Below are 17,128 nucleotides of genomic sequence, written 5' to 3'. Positions count from 1 at the left end.
TTTTCTATGCAATCCCCACCTGCATGGCTATCATGCCCTCCTCATTGTGAGTCGAGATTGGCATGCTGAAGTTGTTGAAGCTCCTCAAGGATGGCCGGTTCCATTCCGGGCAAGACCTGGGCGCAGCCTTGGGCGTCAGTCGCGCCGCTGTCTGGAAGCAATTACAGCTTCTTGAGGCTGAGCTGAACCTGCCCATTCATAAAGTCCGTGGCCGCGGCTACCAGTTGGCCACGCCGTTGTCGTTGCTGGAAGAATCGGCCATAGCCGAGCTTTCCCAGGGCGAACAATGGCCAGTATTGATATTCGAATCCATCGACTCGACCAATGCCCAGGCCCTGCGCTCAATCAGCGAAGGCCAGGCTGCGCCGTTCCTGGTGCTGGCTGAGCGTCAGGCGGCGGGGCGCGGCCGACGCGGTCGTCAGTGGGTCAGCCCATTCGCGGAAAACCTCTATTACAGCCTGGTGCTGCGTATTGAAGGCGGCATGCGCCAGCTGGAAGGTCTGAGCCTGGTGGTTGGCCTGGCGGTAATGCGTACGCTGCAGGCCTTTGGTGTTGCCGGCTCGGGACTGAAATGGCCGAATGATGTTCTGGTAAACAATCAGAAGATCGCCGGTATCCTCCTGGAACTGGTCGGAGATCCTGCGGACGTCTGTCACGTCGTGCTGGGGATTGGTATCAACGTCAACATGCAGGTCAACGAGCAGATCGATCAGTTGTGGACGTCAGTGCGTCGTGAGACAGGGGTGGCAGTCGATCGTAATAAACTGGTGGCTGCGCTCAGTCAGAACCTGCAGCAGGATCTGCAGCGCCATCGGCAATCCGGATTCGCCGCGTTCCAGGCCGAGTGGGAACAATCCCATCTGTGGCAGGGGGCTGCGGTGTCCTTGATTGCCGGAGTCAACCGGATTGACGGAATTGTTCTAGGCATTGACCGGCAAGGGGCGCTGCGCCTCGAGGTCGATGGTGTTGAAAAGAGCTTTAGCGGTGGTGAGCTCAGTTTGAGGTTGCGTGATGATTCTTGAGCTCGATTGTGGCAACAGCTTTATCAAGTGGCGAGTCATCAGCGCTACTGAGGGCGCCGTTGTTGCCGGCGGCATTGTGGACTCCGATCAGGCCCTGGTGGCTGCCGTCACGGCGCTCCCTGCAGCGCCCCGGCGCTGCCGCCTGGTCAGTGTCAGAAGTGAGGAGGAGACCGCTGGCCTTTCGGCGCTGCTCGCCCAGCATTTTGGCTTGAGCGTCGTGGTGGCTCAGCCTGCCAGGGAGGTCGCTGGCGTACGCAATGGCTACGAAGATTACCAGCGCCTCGGCCTGGATCGCTGGCTTGCGGTGCTGGGCGGCTTTCACTTGGCCCGTGGCGCGTGTCTGGTGATGGATTTCGGTACGGCGGCCAAGGCTGACTTCGTTTCGGCCGACGGCGAGCACCTGGGTGGCTTCATCTGCCCGGGCATGCCGTTGATGCGTAGCCAGCTGCGTACCCACACCCGACGCATCCGCTATGACGATGCCTCCGCTGAGCGCGCACTGTCGAGCCTTGCCCCTGGGCGTTCTACCGTCGAGGCGGTAGAGCGTGGCTGCGTGCACATGCTTCAGGGCTTTGTCCGCTCGCAGCTTGAGCATGCCCATGAGTTGTGGGGTGATGATTTCACTGTGTTGCTGACCGGGGGCGATGCGCTCCTGGTGCAAAAGGCCGCTCCACAGGCCCGGGTGGTTCCGGACCTGGTATTTGTTGGCCTGGCCATGGCTTGTCCCCTGGATTGAGGTGCCTATGCGTTGGTTGTTTCTGTTGTTGGTGGTGCTCAACGTCTTTTATTACGTCTGGCACCAGCAGGAAGCGCCGTTGAAGGCCAAGGAAGTGGCGCCGTTGTCGCTGTACAAGGGAAATCAGCAGGATATTCGTCTGCTGAGCGAGTCGAGCAAGGGTAAAACTGCGCCCGAGCGTGGCCAGGAGTGCCTCTATGTAGGTGGCTTGGTGGGCCAGGATCAGCTAAAAGCGCTGCGTCAGCGCTTGCTGACCCTGGATATCGCTGCTGCTCCAGTGACCGGCCGCCTGGGGGACAGCACGGGTTTGTGGTTGCAGATTGCGCCCCAGAGCCAGCGTTTGCTGGACCAAACCGTGCTCGGGACACTTTCCCATGATTTCAAAGACTTAAAACATAAAATAATGTTGTGCGAGGGTATTGCAACTGGCGAATAGCTTGATAGAATGGCGCCCGCTTCACAGGGAACACCACTGAGGTGGTAGAGCTGGAAGCGGTGTCAAAGCAGCTAAGTTTCAGATTTGATTGAAAAAATTTGAAAAAACGCTTGACACTTGATCGGTATCTGAATAGAATGCCGGCCAATTCTGGAGGGATTCCCGAGCGGTCAAAGGGGACGGACTGTAAATCCGTTGCGAGAGCTTCGAAGGTTCGAATCCTTCTCCCTCCACCAGTTTTAGCGAGAGCCGCAAGCTCCGCGGGTATAGTTTAGTGGTAGAACCTCAGCCTTCCAAGCTGATGATGCGGGTTCGATTCCCGCTACCCGCTCCAGGTTTGCTGTTGTTGCACAGTGTTACGCTCTTGTAGCTCAGTTGGTAGAGCACACCCTTGGTAAGGGTGAGGTCAGCGGTTCAAATCCGCTCAAGAGCTCCATATAACAAGGCAGATATGAAAATATCTGCCTTTGTTTTAATGGTCATATTGACTTGCTTGTTTCTTATTGCTGAGGATTGTCTCGATGGCTAAGGAAAAGTTCGATCGTAGTCTGCCGCACGTAAACGTCGGCACCATTGGTCACGTTGACCATGGCAAGACCACGCTGACTGCGGCACTGACCCGCGTCTGCTCCGAAGTTTTCGGTTCGGCCGTCGTTGAATTCGACAAGATCGACAGCGCTCCAGAAGAGAAAGCTCGCGGTATCACCATTAACACCGCACACGTCGAGTACAACTCGAACATTCGTCACTACGCTCACGTCGACTGCCCAGGTCACGCTGACTACGTGAAGAACATGATCACCGGTGCTGCCCAGATGGACGGCGCGATCCTGGTTTGCTCGGCCGCCGATGGTCCGATGCCACAAACCCGTGAGCACATCCTGCTGTCCCGTCAGGTTGGCGTTCCGTACATCGTGGTCTTCCTGAACAAGGCTGACCTGGTAGACGACGCTGAGCTGCTGGAACTGGTCGAGATGGAAGTTCGCGACCTGCTGTCCACCTATGACTTCCCAGGCGACGACACCCCGATCATCATCGGTTCGGCTCGTATGGCGCTGGAAGGCAAAGACGACAACGAAATGGGCACCACCGCTGTCAAGAAGCTGGTTGAGACTCTGGACAGCTACATCCCAGAGCCTGAGCGCGCTATCGACAAGCCGTTCCTGATGCCAATCGAAGACGTATTCTCGATCTCGGGTCGTGGTACTGTTGTTACCGGTCGTATCGAGCGTGGTATCGTCCGCGTTCAAGACGCCCTGGAAATCGTTGGTCTGCGTGACACCACCACCACCACCTGCACCGGTGTTGAGATGTTCCGCAAGCTGCTGGACGAAGGTCGTGCTGGCGAGAACTGCGGCGTGCTGCTGCGCGGCACCAAGCGTGACGACGTTGAGCGTGGCCAGGTTCTGGTCAAGCCAGGTTCGGTCAAGCCGCACACCAAGTTCACCGCAGAAGTTTACGTTCTGAGCAAAGAAGAAGGCGGTCGTCACACTCCGTTCTTCAAAGGCTACCGTCCACAGTTCTACTTCCGTACTACTGACGTGACTGGTAACTGCGAGCTGCCAGAAGGCGTTGAAATGGTAATGCCAGGTGACAACATTCAGATGACTGTTACCCTGATCAAAACCATCGCGATGGAAGACGGTCTGCGTTTCGCTATCCGTGAAGGCGGTCGTACCGTCGGCGCTGGCGTAGTAGCGAAGATTATCGAATAAGTAGTTGATTTCTCTCGATCAGGCCGGCATAATGGTCGGCCTGATAAGCTTTTAGGTCAGTAGCTCAATTGGCAGAGCGACGGTCTCCAAAACCGTAGGTTGGGGGTTCGATTCCCTCCTGACCTGCCAGATTCACCTCGTGTGTCTGGCTTTCTTTTCACAGGATCTTCCTAGATGACTCCCAAGGCTGAAGCCCAAGACTCTCGTTTTGATCTGCTCAAGTGGCTGGCTGTTGTCGCTTTGGTAGTCGTTGGTGTTGTGGGTAACCAGTATTACTCTGCTTCGCCGATTCTGTACCGCGTACTTGCACTGCTTGCCCTTGCTGCTGTAGCTGGCTTTGTTGCCCTGCAGACCGCCAAAGGCAAGTCGTTCTTTGCGCTGGCAAAGGAAGCTCGCACCGAGATTCGTAAAGTCGTATGGCCAACCCGCCAAGAAACCACTCAGACCACGCTCATCGTAGTGGCGGTTGTCCTGGTGATGGCGTTGCTGCTGTGGGGTCTCGACTCCCTGCTGGGTTGGTTGATTTCCTTGATTGTTGGCTAAGGGTGTCCCGTGGCTAAGCGTTGGTACGTTGTGCATGCTTACTCGGGTTACGAGAAGCATGTCATGCGCTCGCTGATCGAGCGCGTAAAGCTGGCTGGCATGGAAGATGGCTTCGGCGAAATTCTGGTCCCCACTGAAGAAGTGGTTGAGATGCGCAATGGCCAGAAGCGCAAAAGCGAGCGTAAGTTCTTCCCAGGTTATGTGCTGGTCCAAATGGACATGAACGAAGGGACTTGGCACTTGGTCAAGGACACCCCTCGCGTCATGGGCTTCATCGGTGGTACTGCAGACAAGCCTGCACCGATCACCGACAAGGAAGCCGAGGCCATTCTGCGTCGCGTTGCCGATGGCAGCGACAAGCCGAAGCCGAAGACTCTGTTCGAGCCGGGCGAAGTGGTCCGTGTTATCGATGGTCCGTTTGCTGATTTCAACGGTACCGTTGAAGAAGTTAACTACGAGAAGAGCCGGATCCAAGTGGCCGTGCTTATTTTCGGTCGCTCTACCCCGGTAGAGCTCGAGTTCAGCCAGGTCGAGAAGGTCTAGCCGAACAAAGCATCCCATACCCCGCAGCCCTATGTGCTGCGGGGTTTTGTCGTCACTGGGATAAAACGCAAGTCATCCGGGGAGCCATCTGGCGTTCGTACCCGATATTGGAGTAGCTCATGGCTAAGAAGATTCAGGCTTACATCAAGCTGCAAGTAAAGGCCGGCCAGGCCAACCCAAGCCCACCCGTTGGTCCAGCACTGGGTCAACACGGTGTGAACATCATGGAATTCTGCAAGGCCTTCAACGCCCGTACCCAGGGTCAAGAAGCCGGCCTGCCGACTCCTGTGATCATCACTGTTTACAGTGACCGCAGCTTCACCTTCGAAACCAAAAGCACCCCTGCTTCGGTTCTGCTGAAGAAAGCAGCTGGCCTGACCAGCGGTTCTGCACGTCCGAACACCGTTAAAGTCGGTACTGTGACCCGTGCTCAGCTGGAAGAGATCGCAAAAACCAAAAATGCTGATCTGACCGCTGCTGACATGGATGCGGCCGTGCGTACCATCGCCGGTTCCGCTCGCAGCATGGGCCTCAACGTGGAGGGTGTGTAATGGCTAAGCTGACCAAGCGCCAAAAGGCCATTGCTTCGAAAATCGAAGCAGGCAAAGTCTACAACTTCGAAGAAGCAGCAGTGCTGCTGGCCGAACTGTCCACCGTGAAGTTCAGCGAATCCTTCGACGTTGCTGTCAACCTCGGTGTTGACCCACGTAAATCCGACCAGGTCGTACGTAGCGCTACCGTGCTGCCACACGGCACTGGCAAGACCGTACGTGTAGCTGTCTTCACCCAGGGTCCTGCTGCCGAGGCCGCTCTGGCTGCCGGCGCTGACCGCGTTGGTATGGACGATCTGGCTGCCGAAATGAAAGGCGGCGACCTGAACTATGACGTCGTTATTGCTTCCCCGGACGCAATGCGTGTTGTAGGTCAGCTGGGTCAGGTTCTGGGTCCTCGCGGCCTGATGCCTAACCCGAAAGTCGGTACCGTAACTCCAGACGTAGCCACCGCGGTTAAAAACGCCAAGGCTGGTCAGGTTCGTTATCGCACCGACAAAAACGGCATCATCCACACCTCCGTTGGCAAAATCGGCTTTGAAGCTGGCAAGCTGAAGGAAAACGTTGAAGCCCTGATCGCTGATCTGAAGCGTATCAAGCCAGCTTCCTCGAAAGGTATCTACGTCAAGCGCGTTACCCTGAGCACCACCATGGGCCCAGGTCTGGTCATCGACCAGAGCTCGCTGAACGCGTAAGACAAAACCCGGTGCGAGTGATCGCACCAGGTTGAAAAATTGGGGTCCCTGCCTGGCGGGGGCTATCCAAGACCGTAGGCGACGCAAGTCTTAAACCACAAGCCTACGCAGATGGTGCCCCTGGTTCCTTACCGAATCAGACACCAAAACGACATCCGGCCCCGGCTGGATGAAACGGTAACAAGCAGGAGTTTTACCCGTGGCAATTAAACTCGAAGACAAGAAGGCCATCGTCGCTGAAGTCAACGAGGCTGCCAAAGTCGCTCTGTCTGCTGTCGTGGCTGATGCCCGTGGCGTGACTGTAGGCGCAATGACCGGACTCCGTAAAGAGGCTCGTGAAGCTGGCGTTTACGTACGTGTTGTACGTAACACCCTGCTCAAGCGCGCTGTTGCTGACACTGAATTCAGTGTCCTCAACGACGCCTTCACCGGCCCTACCCTGATCGCGTTCTCCAACGAACACCCGGGCGCTGCTGCCCGTCTGTTCGCAGAATTCGCCAAGGGTCAGAGCAAGTTCGAGATCAAGGCAGCTGCGTTCGACGGCAAGTTCCTTGCCGCAAACCAGATCGACGTGTTGGCTTCGCTGCCGACCCGCGACGAAGCTATTGCAAAGCTGATGAGCGTGATCCAAGGCGCTACCAGCAAGCTGGCTCGTACTCTGGCAGCCGTTCGCGACCAGAAAGAAGCTGCTGCAGCCTAAGGCGCAGAAAGCACTTTCGAAATCATACGTTTAATTTGATGGCTGCGTAGGCTGTCACCCCAATACAGGATTTAAGTCATGTCTCTGACTAACGAGCAAATCATCGAAGCAATCGGCCAGAAAACCGTTCTGGAAGTTGTTGAGCTGATCAAAGCAATGGAAGAAACCTTCGGCGTTACCGCTGCTGTTGCCGCTGCTGGCCCAGCTGCTGCCGCTGCCGTTGTTGAAGAACAAACCGAGTTCAACGTTGTTCTGGTTGCCGCTGGCGACAAGAAAGTAAACGTGATCAAGGCTGTTCGCGAACTGACCGGCCTGGGCCTGAAAGAAGCCAAGGAAAAGGTTGATACCGCTCCTCAGGTTGTTGCTGAAGGCGTTTCGAAAGAAGCCGCTGACAAAGCTAAAGCTGACCTGGAAGCAGCAGGCGCTACCGTCGAACTGAAATAATTTCGACTGTGCGTCTCCAGCCCGAGCGACAAGCGAAAGGCTGATGGCTGGTGGCTCTTGCCACCGGCCTTTTTCCGTTATTGGCAGCTGACCAGGTCGGCGCTGATAACGAGCTGCAACCACCAATGATGGTGGCGCAAACCAAGGGGTTTGCACGATTTTCTGGCTGCTCCCGTCGGGAGAAGCCAAACAAGCAGGTGACCAAGCTGGGGAACGCTGATGGCTTACTCATACACTGAGAAAAAACGTATCCGCAAGGACTTTAGCAAGTTGCCGGACGTCATGGATGTGCCTTACCTCCTGGCCATCCAGCTGGATTCGTATCGTGAATTCTTGCAAGCGGGAGCGACCAAAGATCAGTTCCGCGACGTGGGCCTGCATGCGGCCTTCAAATCGGTTTTCCCGATCATCAGCTACTCCGGCAATGCTGCCCTGGAGTACGTTGGCTATCGTCTGGGCGAACCGGCTTTTGATGTCAAAGAATGCGTACTGCGTGGCGTGACCTACGCGGTGCCGCTGCGGGTAAAAGTCCGCCTGATCATTTTCGACAAAGAATCGTCGAACAAAGCGATCAAGGACATCAAAGAGCAAGAAGTCTACATGGGTGAAATCCCCCTGATGACTGAAAACGGTACCTTCGTAATCAACGGTACCGAGCGTGTTATCGTTTCCCAGCTGCACCGTTCGCCGGGCGTGTTCTTCGATCACGACCGCGGCAAGACGCACAGCTCTGGCAAACTGCTGTACTCGGCGCGGATCATTCCTTACCGCGGCTCGTGGCTGGACTTCGAATTCGATCCGAAAGACTGTGTATTCGTCCGTATCGACCGTCGTCGCAAACTGCCTGCGTCGGTTCTGCTGCGCGCGCTGGGCTACAGCACTGAAGAAGTGCTGGACGCTTTCTACACCACCAACGTTTTCCACGTGTCGGGCGAGAAGCTCAGCCTGGAGCTGGTGCCTCAGCGCCTGCGTGGTGAAGTTGCGGTCATGGACATCCATGACGAAACCGGCAAGGTCATTGTCGAGCAAGGTCGTCGTATCACTGCTCGCCACATCAACCAGCTGGAAAAAGCTGGCGTCAAGCAGCTGGACGTGCCGCTGGAATACGTCCTGGGCCGCACTACCGCCAAGGCGATCGTGCACCCGGCTACCGGCGAGATCCTGGCTGAGTGCAACACCGAGCTGAGCACCGACGTCCTGGTGAAAATCGCCAAGGCCCAGGTTGTTCGCATCGAGACCCTGTACACCAACGACATCGACTGCGGTCCGTTCATCTCGGATACCCTGAAGATCGACTCCACCAGCAACCAACTGGAAGCGCTGGTCGAGATCTATCGCATGATGCGTCCTGGCGAGCCGCCAACCAAGGATGCCGCCGAGACCCTGTTCAACAACCTGTTCTTCAGCGCCGAGCGTTACGACCTGTCGGCCGTAGGCCGCATGAAGTTCAACCGTCGTATCGGTCGCACCGAGATCGAAGGTTCGGGCGTGCTGAGCAAGGAAGATATCGTCGAGGTCCTCAAGACCCTGGTCGACATCCGTAACGGCAAAGGCATCGTCGACGACATCGACCACCTCGGTAACCGTCGCGTCCGCTGTGTCGGCGAGATGGCCGAGAACCAGTTCCGCGTTGGCCTGGTGCGTGTAGAGCGCGCGGTCAAAGAGCGTCTGTCGATGGCAGAAAGCGAAGGCCTGATGCCTCAGGACCTGATCAACGCCAAGCCGGTTGCGGCGGCGGTGAAAGAGTTCTTCGGCTCCAGCCAGCTCTCGCAGTTCATGGACCAGAACAACCCGCTGTCCGAGATCACCCACAAGCGTCGTGTTTCTGCACTCGGCCCTGGTGGTCTGACCCGTGAGCGCGCAGGCTTCGAAGTCCGTGACGTACACCCGACCCACTACGGCCGCGTGTGCCCGATCGAGACCCCTGAAGGTCCGAACATCGGTCTGATCAACTCCCTGGCGGCATACGCTCGCACCAACCAGTACGGCTTCCTGGAAAGCCCGTACCGCGTGGTGAAAGAGGGCGTGGTTACCGACGACATCGTGTTCCTGTCGGCGATCGAAGAAGCTGATCACGTCATCGCCCAGGCTTCGGCCACGATGAACGAGAAGAAGCACCTGATCGATGAGCTGGTAGCTGTTCGTCACCTGAACGAATTCACCGTCAAGGCGCCGGAAGACGTCACCCTGATGGACGTTTCGCCGAAGCAGGTAGTTTCGGTTGCAGCGTCGCTGATTCCGTTCCTCGAGCACGACGACGCCAACCGTGCGTTGATGGGTTCGAACATGCAGCGTCAGGCTGTACCAACCCTGCGCGCCGACAAGCCGCTGGTCGGTACCGGCATGGAGCGCAACGTTGCCCGTGACTCCGGCGTTTGCGTCGTGGCCCGTCGTGGCGGCGTGATCGACTCTGTCGATGCCAGCCGTATCGTTGTTCGCGTTGCCGATGACGAAGTTGAAACCGGTGAAGCCGGTGTCGACATCTACAACCTGACCAAATACACCCGTTCGAACCAGAACACCTGCATCAACCAGCGTCCGCTGGTTAACAAGGGTGACGCGGTTCAGCGTGGCGACATCATGGCCGACGGCCCGTCCACCGACATGGGTGAACTGGCGCTGGGTCAGAACATGCGCATCGCGTTCATGGCGTGGAACGGCTTCAACTTCGAAGACTCCATCTGCCTGTCCGAGCGTGTTGTTCAGGAAGACCGCTTCACCACGATCCACATCCAGGAACTGACCTGTGTGGCCCGTGACACCAAGCTTGGCCCAGAGGAAATCACCGCGGACATCCCGAACGTCGGTGAAGCTGCGCTGAACAAGCTGGACGAAGCCGGTATCGTTTATGTTGGTGCTGAAGTTGGCGCTGGCGACATCCTGGTCGGCAAGGTCACGCCAAAAGGCGAAACCCAGCTGACTCCGGAAGAAAAACTGCTGCGCGCAATCTTCGGTGAGAAAGCCAGCGACGTTAAAGACACCTCCCTGCGCGTGCCTACCGGCACCAAAGGTACTGTCATCGACGTGCAGGTCTTCACCCGTGATGGCGTCGAGCGCGACAGTCGTGCGCTGTCCATCGAGAAGATGCAGCTGGACGAGATCCGCAAGGACCTCAACGAAGAGTTCCGCATCGTCGAAGGCGCAACCTTCGAACGTCTGCGTTCGGCCCTGAACGGCCAGGTTGTCGACGGTGGTGCAGGCCTGAAGAAAGGCACTGTGATCACCAACGAAGTCCTGGACGGTCTGGAGCACGGCCAGTGGTTCAAACTGCGCATGGCCGAAGACGCGCTGAACGAGCAGCTCGAGAAGGCCCAGGCCTACATCGTTGATCGTCGCCGTCTGCTGGACGACAAGTTCGAAGACAAGAAGCGCAAGCTGCAGCAGGGCGATGACCTGGCACCGGGCGTACTGAAGATCGTCAAGGTCTACCTGGCAATCCGTCGCCGCATCCAGCCGGGCGACAAGATGGCCGGCCGTCACGGTAACAAAGGTGTGGTCTCGGTGATCATGCCGGTCGAAGACATGCCGCACGACGCCAACGGTACTCCGGTCGACGTGGTCCTCAACCCGTTGGGCGTACCATCGCGTATGAACGTCGGTCAGATCCTCGAAACCCACCTGGGCCTGGCGGCCAAAGGTCTGGGCGAGAAGATCAACCGCATGCTCGAAGAGCAGCGCAAGGTCATCGAGCTGCGCAAGTTCCTCACCGAGATCTACAACGAGATCGGTGGTCGTCAGGAACAACTGGAGACCTTCTCCGACCAGGAAATCCTGGACCTGGCGAAGAACCTCAAAGGCGGTGTGCCAATGGCCACTCCAGTCTTCGACGGTGCCAAGGAAAGCGAGATCAAGGCCATGCTGAAACTGGCAGACATGCCAGAAAGCGGTCAGATGCAGCTGTTCGACGGTCGTACCGGCAACAAGTTCGAGCGTCATGTGACCGTTGGTTACATGTACATGCTCAAGCTGAACCACTTGGTGGACGACAAGATGCACGCGCGTTCCACTGGTTCTTACAGCCTGGTTACCCAGCAGCCGCTGGGTGGTAAGGCGCAGTTCGGCGGTCAGCGTTTCGGGGAGATGGAAGTGTGGGCGCTGGAAGCATACGGCGCGGCATACACCCTGCAAGAAATGCTCACAGTGAAGTCGGACGACGTGAACGGTCGGACCAAGATGTACAAAAACATCGTGGACGGCGATCACCGTATGGAGCCGGGCATGCCCGAGTCCTTCAACGTGTTGATCAAAGAGATTCGTTCGCTCGGTATCGATATCGATCTGGAAACCGAATAACACGTGACGCGAATCGGGAGCGTGGCTGAAAAGCCCGCTCCCTGCTCCGCCAGGAGGAAAGGCCTTGAAAGACCTACTGAATTTGCTGAAAAACCAGGGTCAAGTCGAAGAGTTCGACGCCATCCGTATCGGATTGGCCTCGCCTGAGATGATCCGTTCGTGGTCGTTCGGTGAAGTTAAAAAGCCGGAAACCATCAACTACCGTACGTTCAAACCCGAGCGTGACGGCCTGTTCTGCGCCAAGATCTTTGGCCCAGTCAAGGACTACGAGTGCCTGTGCGGTAAGTACAAGCGCCTGAAACACCGCGGCGTGATCTGCGAGAAGTGCGGCGTTGAAGTCGCCCTGGCCAAGGTTCGTCGTGAGCGCATGGCGCACATCGAACTGGCTTCGCCGGTTGCCCACATCTGGTTCCTGAAGTCGCTGCCGTCCCGTATCGGCCTGCTGATGGACATGACCCTGCGTGATATCGAGCGCGTTCTCTACTTCGAGAGCTATGTCGTTATCGACCCGGGCATGACCACCCTGGAAAAAGGCCAGCTGCTCAACGACGAGCAGTACTTCGAAGCGCTGGAAGAGTTCGGTGACGACTTCGACGCCCGCATGGGTGCCGAGGCTGTCCGCGAGCTGCTGCACGCTATCGACCTGGAGCACGAGATCGGTCGCCTGCGCGAAGAGATTCCGCAGACCAACTCGGAAACCAAGATCAAGAAGCTGTCCAAGCGTCTGAAACTGATGGAAGCCTTCCAGGGCTCGGGCAACCTGCCTGAGTGGATGGTCCTGACCGTTCTGCCGGTTCTGCCGCCAGACCTGCGTCCACTGGTTCCGCTGGATGGCGGTCGCTTCGCGACTTCCGACCTGAACGACCTGTATCGTCGGGTGATCAACCGTAACAACCGTCTGAAGCGCCTGCTCGACCTGTCCGCGCCGGACATCATCGTGCGCAACGAAAAGCGCATGCTGCAGGAAGCGGTCGACGCCTTGCTGGATAACGGCCGTCGCGGTCGTGCCATCACCGGCTCGAACAAGCGTCCTCTGAAATCCCTGGCCGACATGATCAAGGGTAAGCAAGGTCGTTTCCGTCAGAACTTGCTCGGTAAGCGCGTTGACTACTCCGGCCGTTCGGTAATTACCGTAGGTCCGACCCTGCGTCTGCACCAGTGCGGTCTGCCGAAGAAAATGGCTCTCGAGCTGTTCAAGCCGTTCATTTTCGGCAAGCTGGAAATGCGTGGTCTGGCGACCACCATCAAGGCCGCCAAGAAGATGGTCGAGCGCGAGCTGCCAGAGGTCTGGGACGTTCTCGCCGAAGTGATTCGCGAACACCCCGTACTGCTCAACCGTGCGCCGACCCTTCACCGTCTGGGTATCCAGGCCTTTGAACCGGTACTGATCGAAGGTAAGGCTATCCAGCTGCACCCGCTGGTCTGTGCTGCGTACAACGCCGACTTCGACGGTGACCAAATGGCCGTTCACGTGCCGCTGACGCTGGAAGCCCAGCTCGAAGCGCGCGCGCTGATGATGTCGACCAACAACATTCTGTCGCCAGCCAACGGTGAGCCAATCATCGTTCCGTCGCAGGACGTTGTACTGGGTCTGTACTACATGACCCGTGAAGCCATCAACGCCAAGGGCGAAGGTCGCGTGTTCGCCGACCTGCAGGAAGTCGACCGCGTATTCCGCGCCGGCGAAGCTGCCCTGCACGCCAAGATCAAGGTTCGTATCAACGAAACCGTCAACGATCGTGATGGCGGCAGCGTCAAGAACACCCGTATCGTCGACACTACTGTCGGCCGTGCGCTGCTGTTCCAGGTTGTACCGCCAGGTCTGTCGTACGACGTGGTCAACCAGCCAATGAAGAAAAAGGCGATCTCCAAGCTGATCAACCAGTGCTACCGCGTGGTTGGTCTGAAAGAGACCGTGATCTTCGCTGACCAGCTGATGTACACCGGTTTTGCCTACTCGACCATCTCCGGCGTTTCCATCGGTGTTAACGACTTCGTTATCCCGGATGAAAAAGCCCGCATCATCGGTACCGCTACCGACGAAGTGAAAGAGATCGAGAGCCAGTACGCCTCCGGCCTGGTAACCCAGGGCGAGAAGTACAACAAAGTCATCGACTTGTGGTCCAAGGCGAACGACGAAGTTTCCAAAGCGATGATGGCCAACCTCTCGAAAGAGAAAGTCATCGACCGCAACGGCGACGAAGTCGAGCAAGAGTCCTTCAACTCGATGTACATGATGGCTGACTCCGGTGCCCGGGGTTCGGCAGCTCAGATTCGTCAGCTGGCCGGTATGCGTGGTCTGATGGCCAAGCCGGACGGCTCGATCATCGAGACGCCGATCACCGCGAACTTCCGTGAAGGTCTGAGCGTACTCCAGTACTTCATCTCGACTCACGGTGCTCGTAAGGGTCTGGCGGATACCGCGCTGAAAACCGCGAACTCCGGTTACCTGACTCGTCGTCTGGTAGACGTTGCCCAGGATCTGGTGGTTACCGAGATCGACTGCGGCACCGAGCAAGGCCTGCTGATGACGCCGCACATTGAAGGCGGCGACGTTGTAGAGCCGCTGGGTGAGCGTGTACTGGGTCGTGTTATCGCCCGTGACGTGTTCAAGCCAGGCACCGACGACGTTATCGTTCCGGCCGGTACCCTGGTCGACGAGAAGTGGGTCGAATTCATCGAGCTGAACAGCATCGACGAAGTGATCGTGCGTTCGCCGATCAGCTGCGAAACTCGCTACGGCATCTGCGCCAAGTGCTACGGTCGCGACCTGGCTCGCGGTCACCAGGTGAACATCGGTGAAGCGGTCGGCGTTATCGCTGCCCAGTCGATCGGTGAGCCGGGTACCCAGCTGACCATGCGTACGTTCCACATCGGTGGTGCTGCAAGCCGGACCTCGGCTGCCGACAGCGTCCAGGTGAAGAACGGCGGTATGGTTCGCCTGCACAACCTGAAACAGGTTGAGCGTGCCGACGGTAACCTGGTTGCCGTATCGCGTTCCGGTGAGTTGGCGATTGCCGACGAATTCGGTCGTGAGCGTGAGCGTTACAAGCTGCCTTACGGTGCGGTCATTTCCGTGAAGGAAGGCGACAAGGTCGACGCTGGCGCAATCGTCGCCAAGTGGGACCCGCACACCCACCCGATCGTTACCGAAATGAAAGGTACCGTGACCTTCGTGGGCATGGAAGAAGGCATCACCATCAAGCGTCAGACTGACGAATTGACTGGTTTGACCAACATTGAAGTTCTGGACGTCAAAGACCGTCCGGCTGCAGGTAAGGAAATCCGCCCTGCAATCAAGATGGTCGACGCCAATGGCAAGGATCTGCTGCTGCCAGGTACCGACGTACCGGCTCAGTACTTCCTGCCGGCGAACGCCCTGGTTGGTGTGGCTGACGGTGCCCAGATCGGCGTCGGTGACGTTATCGCGCGTATCCCGCAAGAAACGTCGAAGACCCGTGACATCACCGGTGGTCTGCCACGGGTTGCCGACTTGTTCGAAGCCCGTCGTCCGAAAGAAGCCTCGATTCTGGCTGAAGTCAGCGGCACCATCGCCTTCGGTAAAGAGACCAAGGGCAAGCGCCGTCTGGTCATCACCCCGAACGATGGCAGCGATCCGTACGAAGAGCTGATTCCGAAGTGGCGTCACCTGAACGTCTTCGAAGGCGAACAGGTTAACCGCGGCGAAGTTATCTCCGACGGTCCGAGCGATCCGCACGACATCCTGCGTCTGCTGGGTGTAAGCGCGCTGGCCAAGTACATCGTCAACGAGATTCAGGACGTTTACCGTCTGCAAGGCGTGAAGATCAACGACAAGCACATCGAGACCATCCTGCGTCAGATGCTGCGTAAAGTTGAGATCACCGAGTCCGGCGATTCCAGCTTCATCAAGGGCGACCAGATGGAACTGACCCAGGTACTGGTAGAGAACGAGCGTCTCGGCGCAGATGACAAGTTCATCTCCAAGTTCTCGCGCGTACTGCTGGGTATCACCAAGGCCTCGCTGTCCACCGAATCGTTCATCTCGGCGGCTTCCTTCCAGGAAACCACCCGCGTACTGACCGAAGCGGCGGTAACCGGCAAGCGCGATTACCTGCGCGGCCTGAAAGAAAACGTGGTCGTGGGTCGTCTGATCCCGGCCGGTACCGGTCTGGCCTACCACAGCGAGCGCAAGCGTCGCCGTGATGCCGACAAACCGCTGCGCGTAAGTGCCAGTGAGGTGGAAGCCGCACTGACCGAAGCGCTGAATTCCAGCGGTAACTGAAAGTAGGATAGGGCCCCGGCAAACCTGTTTTGGCCATCGGCGACATAATTTGTTGCCGATGACTGGAAGGGGAGGGCCGGGGCCTTGTCTTGACTGGGGGCAAGATCCTCTTTAGACTCTTGTACCCCTAAATTTGGTGGGACTCCGTCCTGCCAATTTTTGCTTTTCTTGCAAGACAATAGCGTCGCAAGACAACAGTGGAGCTAGTAGATGGCAACTATCAACCAGCTGGTACGTCAGCCGCGTAAGCGTATCGTCGAGAAATCCGACGTTCCTGCGCTGCAGAACTGCCCGCAACGTCGTGGCGTGTGCACCCGTGTGTACACCACCACGCCGAAAAAACCTAACTCGGCACTGCGTAAAGTTTGCCGTGTGCGTCTGACCAACGGTTTCGAGGTTTCCTCGTACATCGGCGGTGAAGGCCACAACCTGCAAGAGCACAGCGTCGTACTGATCCGTGGCGGTCGTGTAAAAGACTTGCCAGGTGTTCGTTACCACACCGTTCGCGGCTCCCTGGATACCTCCGGCGTCAAAGGTCGTAACCAAGGTCGTTCGAAGTACGGTACCAAGCGTCCGAAGTAATCGGCCGTTTGTTGCAGTTTGCAGTTATCAATTTTATTGAGTCGATAAGAGTAAGGTCGGGCACGCACCCTTAAGGGGCACTGTCCCGGGCTAACCTGAAGACCGTTTGAGGGCTTATCAATGCCAAGACGTCGTGTAGCAGCCAAGCGTGAGATTCTGGACGATCCAAAATACGGAAGCCAGATCCTCGCCAAGTTCATGAACCACGTAATGGAAAGCGGCAAAAAAGCCGTTGCCGAGCGTATCGTTTACGGTGCACTGGACAAGGTTAAAGAACGCAAGAACAGCGATCCCCTGGAAATCTTCGAGAAAGCTCTCGACGCCATCGCTCCGCTGGTCGAAGTTAAGTCGCGCCGTGTTGGCGGTGCCACTTACCAGGTTCCTGTTGAAGTTCGTCCATCCCGTCGTAACGCCCTGGCAATGCGCTGGTTGGTAGACTACGCCCGCAAGCGTGGCGAGAAGTCCATGGCTCTGCGCCTGGCTGGCGAGCTGCTGGATGCTGCTGAAGGCAAAGGTGCTGCAGTCAAGAAGCGTGAAGACGTACACCGTATGGCCGAAGCCAACAAAGCGTTCTCGCACTACCGCTTCTAATTCTGGCATCACT

General features: G+C 57.4%; 14 protein-coding genes and 4 tRNA genes. All 18 read left to right on the top strand.

Annotated elements, in window-relative coordinates; translation table 11 throughout:
• The first annotated feature begins 62 nt into the window (after positions 1–62).
• The 18 genes from birA (at position 63) to rpsG (ending at position 17,115) form a co-directional block, all read left to right on the top strand.
• Positions 63–1,022: a bifunctional biotin--[acetyl-CoA-carboxylase] ligase/biotin operon repressor BirA gene (birA, locus tag ACZ9A3_RS21110; protein ID WP_045202402.1), complete on the top strand. Its 960-nt coding sequence runs from the start codon at positions 63–65 to the stop codon at positions 1,020–1,022.
• Positions 1,012–1,758 (top strand): pantothenate kinase, encoded by a 747-nt coding sequence (locus tag ACZ9A3_RS21105; protein WP_045202403.1) that lies wholly within the window; start codon positions 1,012–1,014, stop codon positions 1,756–1,758. Before birA ends, ACZ9A3_RS21105 begins: the two co-directional genes overlap by 11 nt.
• A gap of 7 nt (positions 1,759–1,765) precedes the next feature.
• Positions 1,766–2,194 (top strand): hypothetical protein, encoded by a 429-nt coding sequence (locus tag ACZ9A3_RS21100; RefSeq protein WP_045202405.1) that lies wholly within the window; start codon positions 1,766–1,768, stop codon positions 2,192–2,194.
• Between the two features lie 152 nt (positions 2,195–2,346).
• A tRNA-Tyr gene (locus ACZ9A3_RS21095) sits at positions 2,347–2,430 on the top strand.
• 24 nt (positions 2,431–2,454) lie between these two features.
• Positions 2,455–2,528 (top strand) — tRNA-Gly (locus ACZ9A3_RS21090).
• Positions 2,529–2,554: 26 nt separating this feature from the next.
• Positions 2,555–2,630, top strand: a tRNA-Thr gene (locus ACZ9A3_RS21085).
• Positions 2,631–2,715: 85 nt separating this feature from the next.
• Complete coding sequence (gene tuf, locus ACZ9A3_RS21080; protein WP_010220303.1) at positions 2,716–3,909, top strand: elongation factor Tu; 1,194 nt, start codon at positions 2,716–2,718, stop codon at positions 3,907–3,909.
• Between the two features lie 53 nt (positions 3,910–3,962).
• Positions 3,963–4,038: transfer RNA gene (locus ACZ9A3_RS21075), tRNA-Trp, on the top strand.
• Positions 4,039–4,083: 45 nt separating this feature from the next.
• Positions 4,084–4,452 (top strand): preprotein translocase subunit SecE, encoded by a 369-nt coding sequence (secE, locus tag ACZ9A3_RS21070; protein WP_045202238.1) that lies wholly within the window; start codon positions 4,084–4,086, stop codon positions 4,450–4,452.
• Between the two features lie 9 nt (positions 4,453–4,461).
• A complete protein-coding gene (gene nusG, locus ACZ9A3_RS21065) occupies positions 4,462–4,995 on the top strand; it encodes a transcription termination/antitermination protein NusG (protein ID WP_010220294.1) in 534 nt (177 codons plus the stop codon).
• Between the two features lie 119 nt (positions 4,996–5,114).
• The gene (rplK, locus tag ACZ9A3_RS21060) at positions 5,115–5,546 is read left to right on the top strand and encodes a 50S ribosomal protein L11 (protein WP_010220295.1); all 432 of its coding nucleotides are present in this window, start codon (positions 5,115–5,117) and stop codon (positions 5,544–5,546) included.
• Positions 5,546–6,241 carry a 50S ribosomal protein L1 gene (gene rplA / locus ACZ9A3_RS21055; protein ID WP_045202241.1) on the top strand — a complete coding sequence of 232 codons (696 nt, stop codon included), beginning with the start codon at positions 5,546–5,548 and terminating at the stop codon, positions 6,239–6,241. Before rplK ends, rplA begins: the two co-directional genes overlap by 1 nt.
• A 199-nt stretch (positions 6,242–6,440) precedes the next feature.
• The gene (gene rplJ, locus ACZ9A3_RS21050) at positions 6,441–6,941 is read left to right on the top strand and encodes a 50S ribosomal protein L10 (protein ID WP_045190247.1); all 501 of its coding nucleotides are present in this window, start codon (positions 6,441–6,443) and stop codon (positions 6,939–6,941) included.
• Positions 6,942–7,019: 78 nt separating this feature from the next.
• Complete coding sequence (gene rplL / locus ACZ9A3_RS21045) at positions 7,020–7,385, top strand: 50S ribosomal protein L7/L12 (protein WP_043861936.1); 366 nt, start codon at positions 7,020–7,022, stop codon at positions 7,383–7,385.
• A 219-nt stretch (positions 7,386–7,604) separates the two neighbouring features.
• Entirely contained in the window at positions 7,605–11,678 is a 4,074-nt protein-coding gene (gene rpoB / locus ACZ9A3_RS21040) for a DNA-directed RNA polymerase subunit beta (protein ID WP_045202245.1), read from the top strand.
• 64 nt (positions 11,679–11,742) lie between these two features.
• On the top strand, positions 11,743–15,942 hold the full coding sequence (gene rpoC / locus ACZ9A3_RS21035) for a DNA-directed RNA polymerase subunit beta' (RefSeq protein WP_045202248.1): 4,200 nt from the start codon (positions 11,743–11,745) through the stop codon (positions 15,940–15,942).
• A gap of 210 nt (positions 15,943–16,152) precedes the next feature.
• Positions 16,153–16,524 carry a 30S ribosomal protein S12 gene (rpsL, locus tag ACZ9A3_RS21030; protein ID WP_003186084.1) on the top strand — a complete coding sequence of 124 codons (372 nt, stop codon included), beginning with the start codon at positions 16,153–16,155 and terminating at the stop codon, positions 16,522–16,524.
• Between the two features lie 120 nt (positions 16,525–16,644).
• Positions 16,645–17,115, top strand: a complete 471-nt coding sequence (gene rpsG, locus ACZ9A3_RS21025) for a 30S ribosomal protein S7 (protein WP_008089143.1) — start codon at positions 16,645–16,647, stop codon at positions 17,113–17,115.
• Positions 17,116–17,128 lie beyond the last annotated feature (13 nt).

The organism is Pseudomonas sp. TE4620 (genome assembly GCF_056279045.1).
The sequence above is the reverse complement of the archived record's forward strand: the minus strand, read 5'-3'. Positions and strand labels throughout refer to the sequence as shown.

Excerpts from the sequence above, each read along its gene's own strand:
- secE (WP_045202238.1), top strand. The coding sequence starts at position 4,084 with ATGACTCCCAAGGCTGAAGCCCAAGACTCTCGTTTTGATCTGCTCAAG.
- ACZ9A3_RS21100 (WP_045202405.1), top strand. The coding sequence starts at position 1,766 with ATGCGTTGGTTGTTTCTGTTGTTGGTGGTGCTCAACGTCTTTTATTAC.
- birA (WP_045202402.1), top strand. The coding sequence starts at position 63 with ATGCTGAAGTTGTTGAAGCTCCTCAAGGATGGCCGGTTCCATTCCGGG.
- rplL (WP_043861936.1), top strand. The coding sequence starts at position 7,020 with ATGTCTCTGACTAACGAGCAAATCATCGAAGCAATCGGCCAGAAAACC.
- rpsL (WP_003186084.1), top strand. The coding sequence starts at position 16,153 with ATGGCAACTATCAACCAGCTGGTACGTCAGCCGCGTAAGCGTATCGTC.
- rpsG (WP_008089143.1), top strand. The coding sequence starts at position 16,645 with ATGCCAAGACGTCGTGTAGCAGCCAAGCGTGAGATTCTGGACGATCCA.
- tuf (WP_010220303.1), top strand. The coding sequence starts at position 2,716 with ATGGCTAAGGAAAAGTTCGATCGTAGTCTGCCGCACGTAAACGTCGGC.
- rplK (WP_010220295.1), top strand. The coding sequence starts at position 5,115 with ATGGCTAAGAAGATTCAGGCTTACATCAAGCTGCAAGTAAAGGCCGGC.
- ACZ9A3_RS21105 (WP_045202403.1), top strand. The coding sequence starts at position 1,012 with ATGATTCTTGAGCTCGATTGTGGCAACAGCTTTATCAAGTGGCGAGTC.
- rplA (WP_045202241.1), top strand. The coding sequence starts at position 5,546 with ATGGCTAAGCTGACCAAGCGCCAAAAGGCCATTGCTTCGAAAATCGAA.
- rpoB (WP_045202245.1), top strand. The coding sequence starts at position 7,605 with ATGGCTTACTCATACACTGAGAAAAAACGTATCCGCAAGGACTTTAGC.